Raw genomic sequence first — 14,847 nt, 5'->3', positions numbered from 1 at the left:
ATGCAAAGGTTTTTTGACTCGCCCACTCAACAAATATTTTGTTTTATTGGCACATCTTATTTTTTCCGCTTTACTTAGGCAATTTAGTTATTAAACTCGACAGATTTAACCAAAAACTCAATCAATGAATATTTATGATTTTTTAAAAACAGGCAAGTTCAAAGGTTTAGAAATAGGAGACAATGAAGACTTGGTTTACCAAAAATTTGACAAGAAAATATTGGGTAAAAAATTGTATACAGACTCTCAATATACCGATATGTTTTATTTTTATGCTTTTGGTGGGGCACTTGAAATATGCTTTGTTTTTCACGAGGTAAGTCACTTCACGGTTACCCCTCATAACCACTTCTTTTTTCTGGAATACCAACAACAAAAGCATTGGTTAGACCAACTTGACAATTTTCACGAATTTGTGGAACTACTACACACAACAAACATAGGCTGGCGTTTTTTGAGGCGTTATTGTCGCAACAAGCAACTCGCAATCATTACAGAGCATCATGTAGTGGCATTTTTTGACTATAAACATAAAGACAGTGTTGGGGTTGAGTTTCAAGTAAATGGCAATGACCGCTTTGAGCAAGCCGACAAGGTATAATATAAGGAACTTGTTTAGAGATCTACTTCTAGCCCAAAGCGTGCACTTAAGTCGTTCAATTTGGTGTGTTTTTCTTTCAAATACTGAAATTTGTCGTAAGGAGTATATATCTTTTTCTTTTTCTCTACATATACATACTTAGAACTAAGGGTCAAAGCTTGGTTATTCAGTTTATTACGCAGGTTTTTTTGCACCTTCTCCAAATACGCTGCTACCACTTTCTCCTGGGCTTCGTCACTAAAAGTTAGGGTGATTTCGTGCCCATTTTCTATAGAAATATCGCCTGCCGACAAATATTCAGCGGCTTTTCTAGCCTTCTCCCTATCTTGCGGAAAGTTTCTTAAAATACCCTTAAAATCATTGAGTGCAAGCAGCAACTCTTTCTTAGTAAAAGGTGTATTGTCAGATGCTTGTACACTCCCATTACTTGTGTCTACTTTTAGGGTGGCATCAGGCTTATTGGGTATTATAGGAGTTTTTGGGTTCTCCTTTTTGGTATACTCTAGCGACATTTTTGCCGGAGGTGGGGCTTGCTGCTGTTGATGGCTGTTGTTTTGCTCGGTTACGTTGGTTTCAGGCTTTTTTTTTTCAGGATCAGCAGGGGGCTGTCCTGCAATCTCTACGGGGTTCTGCGCCCAATCAATCACTCTGTTTAGGTTGGCCATTTTCATCAACACCAATTCTACAAAAAACCTGGGATTTTTGCTGCTTTTATAGTGCAAATCACAGTCATTGGCAAGGTTCAAGGCCGATAATAAAAACGATGCCGAGGCATTTTGGGCTTGTTCAGCAAAACGTTGTTTTACCTTCTCAGAGACCTCAAGCAGTTTTACGGTTGCAGGATCTTTGCACATCATGACATTACGTAAATGCGCGCCCAAACCTGCAATAAAAATATGACCATCGAAACCCTTTCTGAGAATTTCGTCAAAATACAAGAGTACCAGGGGCATGTCCTGCGCCAATAAAGCATCCGTTATTTTAAAATAATAATCATGGTCGAGTATATGCAGATTTTTTACTACACTTTGGTAGGTAATGTTTCGATCTGCCGAAAAGGTGGTAATCAGGTCAAACAAAGATAAAGCATCACGCAGTCCCCCATCTGCCTTTTGAGCAATTAGGTCAAGCGCATCCTGTTCCGCTTCAATTTCTTCTTTTTGGGCAATATTTGCCAAATGCCCGCTCATATCTTTTACTTCGATGCGCTTAAAATCAAAGATTTGACAACGAGATAAAATGGTAGGGATAATTTTGTGCTTTTCGGTAGTAGCAAGAATAAAAATCACATATTCGGGCGGTTCTTCCAGAGTTTTCAGAAAAGCATTGAATGCTGAGTTAGACAACATGTGTACCTCATCTATGATGTATACCTTGCGTTTGCCACTTTGGGGTGGATAACGCACCTGATCTACCAAATTACGAATATCATCAACACTGTTGCTAGAGGCAGCATCCAACTCATATACATTCATCGAGCCTTGGTTCTGAAAACTCACGCAAGACTCACAGGTACCACAGGCTTCAAAATCTTCGGTAGGAGTCAAACAGTTGATAGTTTTGGCAAGGATACGCGCACAAGTGGTTTTGCCTACCCCACGAGGACCACAAAACAAAAAGGCTTGAGCTAGTTGGTTGCTCTTAATTGCATTTTTGAGCGTAGTGGTAATGTGTGATTGACCAACAACTGTATCAAATGTGGCAGGGCGATATTTACGAGCCGATACTACAAAATTCTCCATAAATGCAATTTAACAATTTTCTCAAAAAAGCGGGTGGCAAAAATAGCAAGTTTACTTGAACGCCCCAGTGAATTGGGTTAAAAATATTGGGCGTTTTTTCAAAAAAAAATGTGTGGGCATTCGTATACTTGATTCAACCACCTACTAAATCCAACATTATGAACAGTCTCTTTACAATAAAAAAACCTCGTACTCATGGGGTAAAGTACCCTCACTACAAACAAGTACTTGCCCAACTCACCCCTGAACAGGTGAAGATTGTAAAAAGCAAACAAATTCACGGAAGTAAAACATCAAAAGAATGGCTTGACCTGTTTCAGGATATTCTTTTGTATAACCAAGCGTTGAGTGTAAAGCAGGGTAACTTTAGTTTTTGGGCAACTATTGTGGGGATACCACTAGGTTTGATCATCTTTTTTTTACCCTTCCTTATCTTCAAAAACACGCTTCTCATTGCAGTATCCTCGCTTTTGATAATGTTTACCATCTTTTTTTTACAGGCACACATTACCCAACTTCATAGCAAGTTATTAGCCGATTATTTCCAAGACATTATCGTTCCTCTGATGATCGTATTACACGAAGAAACTGCTGTTGATGCTCGCATAACCCTTCATGTAGACTTGCGGCATCAAAAGAACGAAAAACACTTTGCCAGCTACATAAACCGCTACGAGTGCTACCACTGGCAAATGCTTCATCTGTCTACTCAATTATATAACAATGTAAACTTAGACCTAAAGGTCAACATAAGGCTATATACCAAAACAAATAAGCCTAAAGCAAAAAGAATAATTTTGACCAAACTCAACGTCCAATACCCTAAAAAACACCACAACATCATTGACCCAACAGTTATAGATCAGCAAGCTTATAAGGTAAAGCATAGAGAAAAACCTAAAAAGTATGTATTAAGCCTAAGCCAAAAACTAAAACTTAAAAACAACTATTTCAACGAACACGATTATAGTGATTTAAAGCTTCAAGCACTTGTGCAAATGATTAGAGACAGCTATAGGGTGACAGTGCTTAAGCCCTAAAGCAACAAACCCCTTAAAGAACAAGTCTCTAAGGGATGTTGTATTATATATTGTGTGTCGTATATGTAGTACCTTATTAGTTGGCAGTGGTTGCTTTACTATTTAGACGTTTGACGCTCATAACGATCCAATACTGACATCAAAGGGCCATAAGGGTTAATAAATTTCTTAAGTGCATGGTAGTATACTTTTACATAACCAGAGCTTCTCAATTTGCTTGGTACACGATCGGTCAGGTGAAAAATAACTTTACCTTCCCGGGTAATTTTCCCTTTAAAACTTCTATTATCAGTCAGTGAGAAGCCTTCTTTATTGGTAGGTTTTAGCTCAATACGCGCCAGCTGTTCTTCAGTCAGCGTTCCTCCACAGTTCTCGTTTACTTTTTCCTGCAAAAACTTATTCAATTCGCCAATCATGTCAGGCTTAAAAAAATCGCGTAACTCATACACTTTGCCTGTATAAAAATTCAAGTTAATCCCCCAAGATTCACCCGGGTGTGGTTTTCCAGCCCTTGTAAGGTGATGAGTTTTGGTAATGCTGATCAAACTACCACGCAAGTAACTCACCCCGTAGTTTACATCATCTTTAAAACTATCCTTACAGTCGAGCAATGACGCTTCCATTTCATGAATAGGGAAGTGTTTTTCAATCAAATTGTTCACCTTAGTTTGCATTTTTACATCACTCATGCCCTTAAACTGAGGGTAAGATACATGAATATAGCAACTGCCTACTTTAGAGTGCTCATCAACTTCTTTTTGGTCAAGTTTCCAGGGTGAAGGCTTCAAACGCTTTGCCAATGTAAGCTCAAATTTCTGCGTTTTACCCTCTTTTGTCCACTCCCCAGTTACTTTTGCGTTTTGATCTTCTAGTTTGCCAGTAATTTTGGCTCCCAGGTTCCCTTCTTTATCTATCTCATTCAGTTCAAAAGTACCTTCCTTCAGGGTACCGTTCAATAACACATCCTTGCCATCAGCCACCATCCAATAGGTACCCGAAAGCTGATCGTCATAACGTCTCAGGTTCATTTTAATTGCCTGATCTTTACCCAGTGTACCTGCATAGCTATTGTCAAACCCTGGATACACTTTTGGCTCTTTTGGTTCATCTTTTTTCTCTACCTTAGTACTATCTTTGGTAGTTTCGTCTGTTTCTTTGTTTTGCTTTTTTTTATCACAGCTTGCAACCACCATTAATGTCATTACAAACACATACAACAACGATTTTTTCATCATTTCAAAACCTTTTTAAATTATTCTTTTTGAAAGTCCATTCGGGGGTTTCAAGTTCAGCCCTTAGTTGAGCTACACTGTACCACGGATTTAGTTGTTTATTGTTCGGATTCTTTAATATATGTATATCCTGTGCTGGCATATAACTTTGTGCCAGCATAAACAATAACACTCCAGTACGCGAATGTCGTGCCACATCTACCACCAATACCGCATGTCCTGGAAACCCTCCTTGGATAAAAACATCGCCTACCTGTATATCCTTTGTATGGGGTACTTTTTGCAACTCTTTATTCAGCGAATAACTACCTGCATACATAAACACTGTTTCGAGATATTGGCGAAAAGTCGCATAAGATTCATCAAAACCATGCGTTTTCACCCAACGTACTTTATTGCCTCTTACTTTTGCTCTAAACCCCTTGCGCCACTGTGCATAAGAAGCCAAAGAACCATTGGTAAAGTGGAACTGGATACGGGAATAAAGCTTGTTTTTATACAAGTATTCTGCTCTAAGCCTCATTACAGCGTCTGCACATTGTTGCAGGTTTTTTTTGCCTACATCCACATCCAGCACAGCATACTGTGCCTGCTGGTTGCGCTTGCGGTTACCATTGTATAAATACACTGTAGGACTAGATTTTAAAGGTAGGTTTCTCAAATAACTGCCAAAAGAACCAGGAGCTGTGCTTACCCGCTGATAATCCGCAGGTAAGGCTATTTCTTTGATTTTTTTAGGGGTAGTTTTTAGGGCAAATCCAGCTACATCGTTGTTGGAAGTATTTTGGTAATTTTGCATCAGCAACACACACACCACTATCAATAATAAACTAACAACAATATATTTCACTGGCTCAATTCATTGGTTATGCTTCATTTATCAAATCGTTTCTTAGCTGGGTAAGCACTTCACCCAACCAGTTGGTTCCCTGCCACTTACTCTTATCTTGGGCATCGGGATGGTCAGCAGCCAAACCTATGCCCCATATTTTATCATAAGGGCTTGCTTCTACCAATGTGGTTCCGGTGGTTGCCAACAAAGATGCTTTTAAGGCCTCATTTTGGGTAAATTTGGCGTAGTTACCCTCATAGACAATTTTCTTACAATGATTATTCCAAATTGCGGAATCAAAATTGCGTACTTTTCGCCCTAAAGCCTTCTGATCACGCGGCTTTTTTGTAAGCAAAATCTGCGCGGCAATTTGTTGATCCTCAAATAGTTTCGCCTTTTGGCACATCATATATTGCTCGGCACAGTTGAAAGCAACACCATCTACGGTAAAATCTGATGGATGCCATTGAGAAAGCGGTGAGCGGGTTTCCCAAAAAAAGGTAAATTGTTCTTGATTTTCCATTATGTTCAGTATAAAGTAAAGATTTTGAAATAACACTAAGGAATTTATATTCAATGGGACTATCAACTACTTGCAAATTGCTTGTGAGTATTTTGTTTAGATAAGTTAACCACTTATCTCACAAACCTAAACGTCCACCAAAATACTTGTCAGCTGAGTTTATGAGCTTAGTTGTGCTTATCGGTCAAGGGTTACAATAGCTACAAATGTCCAAGGACTCTATTTTCTATAGTTTGCACCTTTTTCAAACAAAACACTCTCCCCTGATACACCCACTAAATTAAAAACACACAAATTCAATTATGTACCAAGACAAAATTAAATACACCTAATATGCAAGTATAACTATTACATTATGAGATAGTTACCTTTACTTGTCGCTTATAGCTAATTACTTGATGCTAAGTAAGTGGACAAAATTAACCTAATATGCAAGTGTAACTATCATATTATGAGAGAGTTATCTTTACTTGTAGCTTATAGCTAATTACTTGATGCTACTTACTCAAGTTTAAAATTATGCTTTTTGGCAAAAGCCTGTTGTGCCTTCTTAAACTTTTGGTAAGCTGCCTTTTCGTCTTTCTTCAGCTTTTTTTCCATGTCCACCAATAAGTTTTTTTCTTCTTCCGACACTTCTGCTTGCATCAGCAAAGGCACCATGCGAGCAAAGTCTACCTCGATGATCCGGTGATACACATCAAACAACCCTAAAGCTGTAGCCTTAAAAGTGCTGTCTTTGCCCAAAGGTTTTAATTTTCTAGCCTCAATCAATTGGTCATTGATTGTTTTCACCAATATATCATACGCGGGCACTATAGATGCCGAATCGCCCTTTTCCAGCGTTTTGTAAAAGCTATCTAACCCAGTATTTATTTTTTTTTGAATGCTAACAATCTTGTTGTTGTATTCTATGGCTCTGGTATCCTTAGGAAGGCACTGAGTCAGTAAGGTCAGCCATACCATCGCAACTCCCCAATATATTTTGTTTGTCATAATAGATTAGTTTTTAAGCTCCGAAAATTAAAAGCCTGCATTTTATAAAGCAAACATTCGCAATACAAACTATACCAATAGTAAAATCATTTGAGCCAACACATCACTTTTTAATGATTTTCTCTTAAATTATTTTTAGTCTAATTATTCTTGGTCTACCTGATACCAACCCAAAACTATTTATAAATAATGAACAGATATAAAATTGTTTCTGCCGAAGAAGCTGCCGCAGTAATTATGGATGATGATACTATAGCTACCGGAGGGTTTGTAGGCATCGGATTTCCCGAAGCACTTGCCATAGCCATCGAGAACCGGTTTAAGGCTACCCAATCGCCAAAAAACCTGACTTTATTATATGCTGCCGGGCAAGGCGATGGTAAAACCAGGGGGTTGAATCACTTTTCACATCCTGGCATGGTCAAACGGGTCATTGGTGGACACTGGGGGCTTGTGCCTACTCTGGGCAAACTTGCCATTGACAACCAGATAGAGGCTTACAATTTTCCACAAGGGGCTATTTCTCATTTGTTTAGAGATATAGCCGCCGGTAAACCTGGAACCATAACCAAAGTGGGACTACATACATTTGTAGACCCCAGACAAGACGGAGGTAAAATAAACCAAGCCACCAGCGAAGATTTAGTAGAACTTATTCAGCTAAGGGGCGAAGAATACCTCTTTTACAAGGCTTTCCCTATCAACATAGCCCTGTTACGGGGTACTACCGCTGATGAAGAAGGCAACATTTCTATGGAGCACGAAGCACTTACGCTGGAATCCCTTGCTATAGCACAGGCAGTAAAAAACTCAGGCGGAATCGTTATTGTACAGGTAGAACGGGTAACTGTACAACACCATATCAACCCGCAAATGGTGATTATTCCGGGCATTATGGTAGATTCAGTAGTGGTAGCAGACCCTGCTTATCATCACCAAACTTTTTCGGAGGTGTTTAACCCAGCATATACCGGGCATATTACTGTACCCAAAACATTGATCAAGCGTTTGCCGCTGGATGCCCGCAAGGTAATTGCCAGAAGAGCTGCCATGTTTCTTAAAATTAACTCAGTAGTAAACTTGGGCATAGGCATGCCAGAGGGGGTAGCTTCGGTAGCAAACGAAGAAAATATTCTCGATTACATCATTCCTACGGTAGAGCCAGGCGCCATTGGGGGCATTCCTTCAGGTGGCTTGAGCTTTGGGGCAGTATCTAACGCTCAGGCAATCATTAGTCAACCTTCTCAGTTTGATTTTTATGACGGGGGCGGGCTTAATCAAGCATTTTTAGGAATGGCTGAAGTTGATGCTGCCGGTCATGTAAATGTGAGTAGGTTTGGCGATAGAATAGCCGGAGCAGGTGGTTTTATTAATATTAGCCAAAACGCCAAAGCGGTCTATTTTATGGGAACATTTACGGCAAAGTCGGAGATTATAGTAGAAGATGGTAAGCTCAAAATACTCAAAGACAGCCATCAAATCAAGTTTGTCGACCAAGTAGGTCAGATTACATTTAATGGTGAATATAGCCAGAGCCGAGGGCAAATTGTGTACTACATTACCGAAAGGGCGGTGTTTAAGCTGACTGAAGAAGGGTTGGAGCTGATAGAAATTGCGCCAGGTATAGACCTGCAAAAAGATATTTTAGACAAAATGGCTTTTAAGCCTCTGGTATCAAACGAACTTAAAACAATGGATGAACGCATATTTTTGCCCAAACCAATGAAAATCAGAAAAGATGAGAAGGTATCATTTGAAGATAGAATTTTGTTTGAACAAGCCACCAATACGATGTATATCAACCTTGAAGGCATTGTGATTCATAACCACGATGAAGTACAAGAAATAGAAATAGCCTTGGTAGAACAGTTTGAGCAAATAGGCAAAAAGTTTAAAGTAGTGGTTAACTATGACAACTTTCATATTGCTGATGAAGCTGAGCGAGCATTTTTTGAGATGGTAAAACGAAATGATAATAAGTACTTTACCTCGTCTACCCGTTACTCTACCAATGCATTTTTCCGTCGTCATATAGGCACTAAATTCCAAAAAATAAATGCCGTATTGTACGCTAATAGCGATGAAGCAAGGGAGCACCTCTAAGGGAATAACCAACGCCTTTCGGGTGGCTACCCTATCCGGAAGGTTCTAAATATTAATCAATTCGGTAATATCCATAGGATTATGTTTGTCAAACAATGGTGAGAACACTTGTAGCACAAGGAAGCGCCCCCACAACTTACGATAAATATTATTTGAAAGCCCACTGTCTTTAGTAGTGGGATGAAAAATAATTGCCCGTGAAAGGGGCAGATTTGGTGTCAAACCATTTTTTGGTTTTCAATATATTTTTTGATGTTTTTTTCTGAAATATGCCCTACTGATTCAATATAGTATGACCTTGTCCAAAGTGTTGGAAGTCTACTTTTTAGTTGGGGAAATTCTTGCCTCAAATGGCGACTAGTGTAGCCCTTAAGTTGCCCAATAATGAAATGAGGAGCATCTACAGGCTTCGCTTTGATGAAAAGATGCACATGGTCTGTCATAATCTCCATTGTTTCTATTTCAATGCCCAAATCTTTAGCCTTTGAAAGCAAAAGCTCTTTGAGCCTTGTTTGTATTTCCTGAGTTAGGACTTTCCTGCGGTATTTTGGACACCAAATGATATGATAGCCAAGGTTGTAGACACTAGTTTTAGAGCTTTTCCAGCGTTTTTCCATAACTTAAATATAGTATTTAATTGTCATATAAATAACATATTTTCCGTATATTGCAGTATGTTCCAAGTAGTTAAGACATACAAATACAAGCTCCGAAATTTGTCGGCTACCCAAACTCAAACATTGAGTAGTTGGGTGGGTGCATGTCGGTTTGTGTACAACCTTGCTTTGGAGACAAAACAATACGCCTACAAAGCCTACGGGGTTAACTTGTCTCGCTTTGATTTGGATAAGGAGCTCAAGACACTCAAGGATGTTGAATGGATCAAAGATGTTCCATCACAAAGTCTTCAGGATGTGCTTCAAAGGCTTGAAAAAGCCTACCAATCTTTTTTCAAAGGTGGTGGTTTTCCTAAATGGGCAAAGAAAGGAAAGTACAACTCCATCACTCTAAAGTCAGTCACCCGTGACAAATGTGGGGCTGGTCGTTTTGTTCTTCCAAAGCTGGGTGAGGTCAAAACCTTCTACTCACGAGAAATCCCCAAAAAAGCCAAACTTAAGCGAGCAATTATCATCAAGGAAACGGATGGCTTCTATATTTCCATTATGTTCTCAACGACACCCCAACCACTTCCTGGCAATAACCAAACTGTGGGGCTGGATTGGGGAATAGAACATTTTCTAACCACTTCAGGTGGCGAACACATTGCCAATCCACGCCTTTTTCAGCACTACCAAAAAAAGCTCAGGCTTGAACAACGAAGCCTTTCCCGCAAAAAGAAAGGCGGGAGCAACTTCAAGAAGCAAGCCCGAAAACTTGCCAAACTTCAGGCTAAAATTGCCCGTATTCGCAACGATTTTCAACACAAAGTTAGCACAGGCTTAATTCTCAAATACGGCTCTATTGCGGTTGAAAACCTCAAAGTTCGCAATATGACTGGTAGTGCCAAAGGAACCACCGAAGCACCTGGAAAGAACGTCAAAGCCAAATCAGGTCTTAATCGCTCCATTCTGGATGCTGCGCCTTCTATGTTTTTGGATAAGTTGGAGTACAAATCGAAATGGCACGGACGAACTTTTGTCAAGGTAAACCCAAAGTATACTTCCCAGGTATGCTCTGAATGTGGGCACAAAGACAAAGAAAGCAGGAAAACACAAGCTAAATTTGTGTGTACATCTTGTGGCACAAAACTAAACGCAGACATCAATGCTGCAAAAAATATTGAGGCAAGGGCTTTTGCCTCTATCCGTTAACGTGAACCATTGGGTTATGCGTTGGGTGAGAATCCCCTTTGCTTTAGCTTGGGGAGTAGTCAAAAAAGGGGAAAACAACCAACCACCGACAATAGTAGCTACTAACGGTTGGGTTTAAAATTATCTTTGATCCATTTCTGAATACCAGCTTCTAACGCCTGCATAGCTTCATCTAACGTCCCGAACCCGTCTCCTTCCCAAATAACTCCTTCTTCGTCGGATGCACGTGCTACTATGTCTCTTCTAAATTCGTGGGTGATCTCAATGGTATCTTCCTTGATCCAGGAAGCTACTGCAGGATACTTTTGGGCGAGTGTTGAATTATTAGACCCATTCATTGATGCAATCATTTTGGTAGTATTACAATATTGTTGATAGTGTATTGAAAATTTGAAAAAACTATGCCAAAACCGCCACATGAGGCTTCTACCATAGGTTTTAAGTATTTTAAGAGGCAACTTTTATGCTATAAAAGGGTAAAAACTTAGGTCAAGTTTGATTTTTTTTATAATTTAACAATTACTTCAGGCTGGATTATACTTATTCAAGGGTAATCTTTTAGCTTTGGCAGTTTATTTTCTCACCTATAAAATTTGACACCCATGCCCACATACTATAAATATACCCAACTTTACAACTTTGCCCGTCAGGTATTCCAAAAAATAGGGTGTTCAGATGAACATGCCGAGCAAGCCGCGGATGTTTTGATTAGTGCCGACTTACGCGGGATAGACTCACACGGGATGGCTCGCCTTGCGGGTTATGTAAAACAATGGGAAATAAAAAGGCTCAACCCTACACCCAATATCAAAATAGTACACGAAACCCCCAGCACAGCGGTAATAGACGGAGACGCAGGGCTAGGCTTGGTAGTAGCTCCTACGGCTATGCAAATCGCCATAGAAAAGGCCCAAAAGGTAGGCACAGGTTGGGTAGCCATTAAAAATTCAGGACACTTTGGCATTGCTGGATACCACGCCATGATGCCTTTAAGCTATGACATGGTAGGCATGACAATGACTAATGCCAGTAGTTTGGTAACCCCTACCTTTTCGTTAGATAAGCTGCTGGGTACCAACCCTATAGCAGTAGCTGTACCTACTGAAAAATACCCTCCTTTTGTTGCCGATCTTGCCACCAGTGCTGTAGCTTATGGCAAAATGCAAATATTACAACGCCAAGGGAAAGAAGCACCCTTGGGATTGGTACAAAACGAACAGGGACAACCAAGCCACAACCCACACGAACCTAAAATTGGAGGTGCTTTGTTGCCTTTAGGCAGCGATCGGGTACACAGTAGCCACAAAGGGTATGCTCTGGGAGCTATTGTAGATATTTTATCAGGGGTACTTCCTGGGGCTAACTACGGTCCTTGGGTGCCACCATTTGCTACTGCGGGCAACACCAGCGAGCGTACTCCGCCAGTAGGCGAAGGTACTGGACACTTTGTAGGAGCCATGCGTATAGATGCGTTCAGGCCTGCCCAGGATTTTAAGCAAAGTATGGATCATTGGATAAGTACTTTCAAAGAAGCCAAAGCAGTTGATGGCAAAGAAGTGTTGATTCCTGGTGAGCCAGAGCGTAACGCCCACATAGAACGCCTCATTACAGGTATCCCTGTATTACCTGCTGTAGTTGAAAGTCTCGAGAAATTGGCGCAACAGTTTGACTTGGAGTGGCTGGAAAACAATAAAGCACAGGCTACCAGTATGTAATAAAGTGAATTAAAAAAAACTTAAAAAATTACAACTATCGATTGTCTAAAGGTGATTAGAGGCTTATAATGTGGCAAAACAGAACAAAAAAGTGGGTGAATGTCGTAATAGTATCTACATTAAGTTTTAAATTGAAGTTTAACCTATAACATTTCGACACACTAAATATAGTTGCAATATGAGTATATCTAATCACTTTTCGCAACAATCTAACGGGAAGTCAGCCCCTCACTGGAAAAAGCTTATCAGGCTCGAACAATTACCAGAATTGGTAAAAGAATCTTATAATATTCCAGTAGTATTATTTAAACATAGTGTAAGCTGTGGCCTAAGTGCTATGGTAAAATACCAGCTTGAAGAAGAGTGGAGCTTTCAGGTCAAAGATTTGTCTTTTTATTACTTAGATTTGATTAATTTCCGGGACATCTCTAACAAAATAGCTGAAGAGTTTGACATTCTTCATCAATCACCCCAAGTAATAGTACTACACAAAGGTCAACCTACAGCCAATACATCTCATTATGCCATTGGTGTAAGTTGGCTTAAAGAGCAACTCTCTACTTTGAGTGAATAATCTTCATCGGCACAAAGTACTGACTTACTGAAAACATTGCTTTGTGCCATAAACCTATGCATAATGTGTAACTATAAGATAACCCCAGGCATACCCAAAGTACTATTACCCTATTATCACATAGGTAACATCTGGCTTCATAAAATACAATATTTCTCCCCCCATGTAATGTTTATGTAATTTAGTGATAGTAATCAAAATATTTTGTTTGTACTTTTGTGTCATTAATTACAGAAAATCAGGCAATGAAAAATATGGAGGTAAAATTCTATAAATACTTCAAAAAACTGATTTTCACAGTATTGGGCAAACTTATTAAAATAGCCAAATACTCCTAACACACACTGCTAACAGATTATAATTTATATAAAAGCATCAGGGTAATACATGTAAGTTTTCAACCTAAATTCACTATTTAATCAAGTTTAAAAACATTTTATTGCCAATAATCACATTTTAGAAATATTTTTTTAAATCTCTAAAACCTTGATTAACTCGGCATAAACCACTTTTACCCCTGCAAATAAGTCTTAGTTGGCAATGGTCATTTACCTAAGGTAATGACTTAAATTTATGTGCAATAAAAAAGACTGATTATCAATGTATTACTCTAAAAAACCACAATCTTACAAGGAAAATAACATAAAAAAATATAATAATATCCAGAATTATTTTCCTCTAAAAACTCATCGTCAACCTCCCTTTACAAATAACCACACTTTCATAAAAATTTAAAAGCTAACCATACAGTGTATATAGGCAATAAATTAGTGTGATTAACTGTTTTTTTATAGGAAATTAAAACATGATCAATCTATACTAGTTAAAGAGTATAAGTAGTTATAAAAATCTTTTTATTGTAATTTTATTACATTAATACTTTTTTAGCTTATCTTCACAACAATAAAACCACTATACGTAAAATTATGCTCACTAACCAACTACAAAACATCCTGGAAAATCCAATGGATGTATATATCGAGATTAAGGGAAAAGCCAGTATTGGTTCTGCCAGTAAAGCCAATGCGCTTAAGTTTCACCCTACAACAGGCTTAATATCTTTGTTTGTATGTAATAAATACCTGCAACAAGGCATTTCGGGGTGGAAATCGCGCCCTAGTGTTTCACTGATTGTACAACACCCAATGGGTTTCCAAAAGTATGAATTGCAATGTGAATATGTAGAACACCACAAAACCAACCCAAGGGAAAAAGCCTTTCAGGAACAGTATACTCACTCACTGAATCAAATACTGAAAAGCTATGGTATCCCTACAGAGGTACCTTCTAACTGTATGACTAGTTGCCAAGTCATTACGCTTAAGATAAAAAGCGTTAAATCTAAAATTCGAATGAGGTAACAGACAGGCACTGTTACTCTACCCCACTATTTTTTGCATAGGCTGATGTAAGTCTGTCTTTGGATACTGAAAAAACCTATATTCACCGAAATGAAAGTATCCTGTTGAAAAATGAATTGAGTAGAGTGAAAAAAAGGTAAGACTTTATACAACAAAAAATGCCCTTGAATCTTAAGGTTCAAGGGCATTTTTTGTTGTAGAGTGATTTTTGCAATAACTAAGGAACGATGCAAAAATAAAGTTCTATAGTAACGCTAAAATATTTTGTTGCTATACGTGGCACGGCAATATCCGGTGGATATTGAGCGAGCTTGAGGGAT

At 38.9% G+C, this 14,847-nt stretch carries 14 protein-coding genes; 7 read left to right on the top strand and 7 right to left on the bottom strand.

What is annotated here, in order from left to right; translation table 11 throughout:
- The first annotated feature begins 124 nt into the window (after positions 1–124).
- Positions 125–601 carry a hypothetical protein gene (locus Q0954_RS05485; RefSeq protein ID WP_299454699.1) on the top strand — a complete coding sequence of 159 codons (477 nt, stop codon included), beginning with the start codon at positions 125–127 and terminating at the stop codon, positions 599–601.
- Between the two features lie 14 nt (positions 602–615).
- Here Q0954_RS05485 and Q0954_RS05480 read toward each other — a convergent pair whose 3' ends face one another.
- Positions 616–2,343: a DNA polymerase III subunit gamma/tau gene (locus Q0954_RS05480; protein ID WP_299454697.1), complete on the bottom strand. Its 1,728-nt coding sequence runs from the start codon at positions 2,341–2,343 to the stop codon at positions 616–618.
- A 158-nt stretch (positions 2,344–2,501) separates the two neighbouring features.
- Here Q0954_RS05480 and Q0954_RS05475 point away from each other — a divergent pair, with 158 nt between their 5' ends.
- Positions 2,502–3,383: a hypothetical protein gene (locus Q0954_RS05475; RefSeq protein WP_299454695.1), complete on the top strand. Its 882-nt coding sequence runs from the start codon at positions 2,502–2,504 to the stop codon at positions 3,381–3,383.
- Positions 3,384–3,481: 98 nt separating this feature from the next.
- On the opposite strand, the gene Q0954_RS05470 is transcribed toward Q0954_RS05475, so the two are convergent.
- The 4 genes from Q0954_RS05470 to Q0954_RS05455 all read right to left on the bottom strand — a co-directional run bounded on the left by Q0954_RS05470 (position 3,482) and on the right by Q0954_RS05455 (position 6,963).
- A complete protein-coding gene (locus Q0954_RS05470) occupies positions 3,482–4,618 on the bottom strand; it encodes a hypothetical protein (protein ID WP_299454693.1) in 1,137 nt (378 codons plus the stop codon).
- Position 4,619: 1 nt separating this feature from the next.
- Positions 4,620–5,465, bottom strand: a complete 846-nt coding sequence (locus Q0954_RS05465; protein WP_299454690.1) for a DUF4846 domain-containing protein — start codon at positions 5,463–5,465, stop codon at positions 4,620–4,622.
- Positions 5,466–5,481: 16 nt separating this feature from the next.
- Positions 5,482–5,970: an NADAR family protein gene (locus Q0954_RS05460; RefSeq protein WP_299454687.1), complete on the bottom strand. Its 489-nt coding sequence runs from the start codon at positions 5,968–5,970 to the stop codon at positions 5,482–5,484.
- Between the two features lie 501 nt (positions 5,971–6,471).
- Positions 6,472–6,963, bottom strand: a complete 492-nt coding sequence (locus Q0954_RS05455; RefSeq protein ID WP_299454685.1) for a hypothetical protein — start codon at positions 6,961–6,963, stop codon at positions 6,472–6,474.
- A gap of 189 nt (positions 6,964–7,152) precedes the next feature.
- On the opposite strand from Q0954_RS05455, the gene Q0954_RS05450 reads away from it, so the two are divergent.
- Positions 7,153–9,066: an acyl CoA:acetate/3-ketoacid CoA transferase gene (locus Q0954_RS05450; RefSeq protein WP_299454683.1), complete on the top strand. Its 1,914-nt coding sequence runs from the start codon at positions 7,153–7,155 to the stop codon at positions 9,064–9,066.
- A 218-nt stretch (positions 9,067–9,284) separates the two neighbouring features.
- Here the strand turns inward: Q0954_RS05450 and tnpA are convergent, their stop codons facing one another.
- Positions 9,285–9,683 carry an IS200/IS605 family transposase gene (tnpA, locus tag Q0954_RS05445; protein ID WP_299454679.1) on the bottom strand — a complete coding sequence of 133 codons (399 nt, stop codon included), beginning with the start codon at positions 9,681–9,683 and terminating at the stop codon, positions 9,285–9,287.
- 57 nt (positions 9,684–9,740) lie between these two features.
- On the opposite strand from tnpA, the gene Q0954_RS05440 reads away from it, so the two are divergent.
- A complete protein-coding gene (locus tag Q0954_RS05440; RefSeq protein ID WP_299454677.1) occupies positions 9,741–10,877 on the top strand; it encodes an RNA-guided endonuclease TnpB family protein in 1,137 nt (378 codons plus the stop codon).
- Between the two features lie 101 nt (positions 10,878–10,978).
- On the opposite strand, the gene Q0954_RS05435 is transcribed toward Q0954_RS05440, so the two are convergent.
- Positions 10,979–11,215 carry a hypothetical protein gene (locus Q0954_RS05435; protein ID WP_299454675.1) on the bottom strand — a complete coding sequence of 79 codons (237 nt, stop codon included), beginning with the start codon at positions 11,213–11,215 and terminating at the stop codon, positions 10,979–10,981.
- A 264-nt stretch (positions 11,216–11,479) separates the two neighbouring features.
- On the opposite strand from Q0954_RS05435, the gene Q0954_RS05430 reads away from it, so the two are divergent.
- From Q0954_RS05430 to Q0954_RS05420, 3 genes are all read left to right on the top strand, one after another.
- Positions 11,480–12,592, top strand: a complete 1,113-nt coding sequence (locus tag Q0954_RS05430; RefSeq protein ID WP_299454673.1) for an Ldh family oxidoreductase — start codon at positions 11,480–11,482, stop codon at positions 12,590–12,592.
- A gap of 178 nt (positions 12,593–12,770) precedes the next feature.
- Positions 12,771–13,166 (top strand): bacillithiol system redox-active protein YtxJ, encoded by a 396-nt coding sequence (gene ytxJ / locus Q0954_RS05425; RefSeq protein WP_299454670.1) that lies wholly within the window; start codon positions 12,771–12,773, stop codon positions 13,164–13,166.
- Positions 13,167–14,092: 926 nt separating this feature from the next.
- A complete protein-coding gene (locus Q0954_RS05420; RefSeq protein WP_299454666.1) occupies positions 14,093–14,527 on the top strand; it encodes a hypothetical protein in 435 nt (144 codons plus the stop codon).
- Positions 14,528–14,847 lie beyond the last annotated feature (320 nt).

Origin of the sequence: uncultured Microscilla sp. (genome assembly GCF_947493425.1) — a bacterium.
Taxonomy (GTDB): domain Bacteria; phylum Bacteroidota; class Bacteroidia; order Cytophagales; family Microscillaceae; genus Microscilla.
Note: the sequence above shows the minus strand (reverse complement) of the source record. Positions and strands in the feature narration are given on the sequence as shown.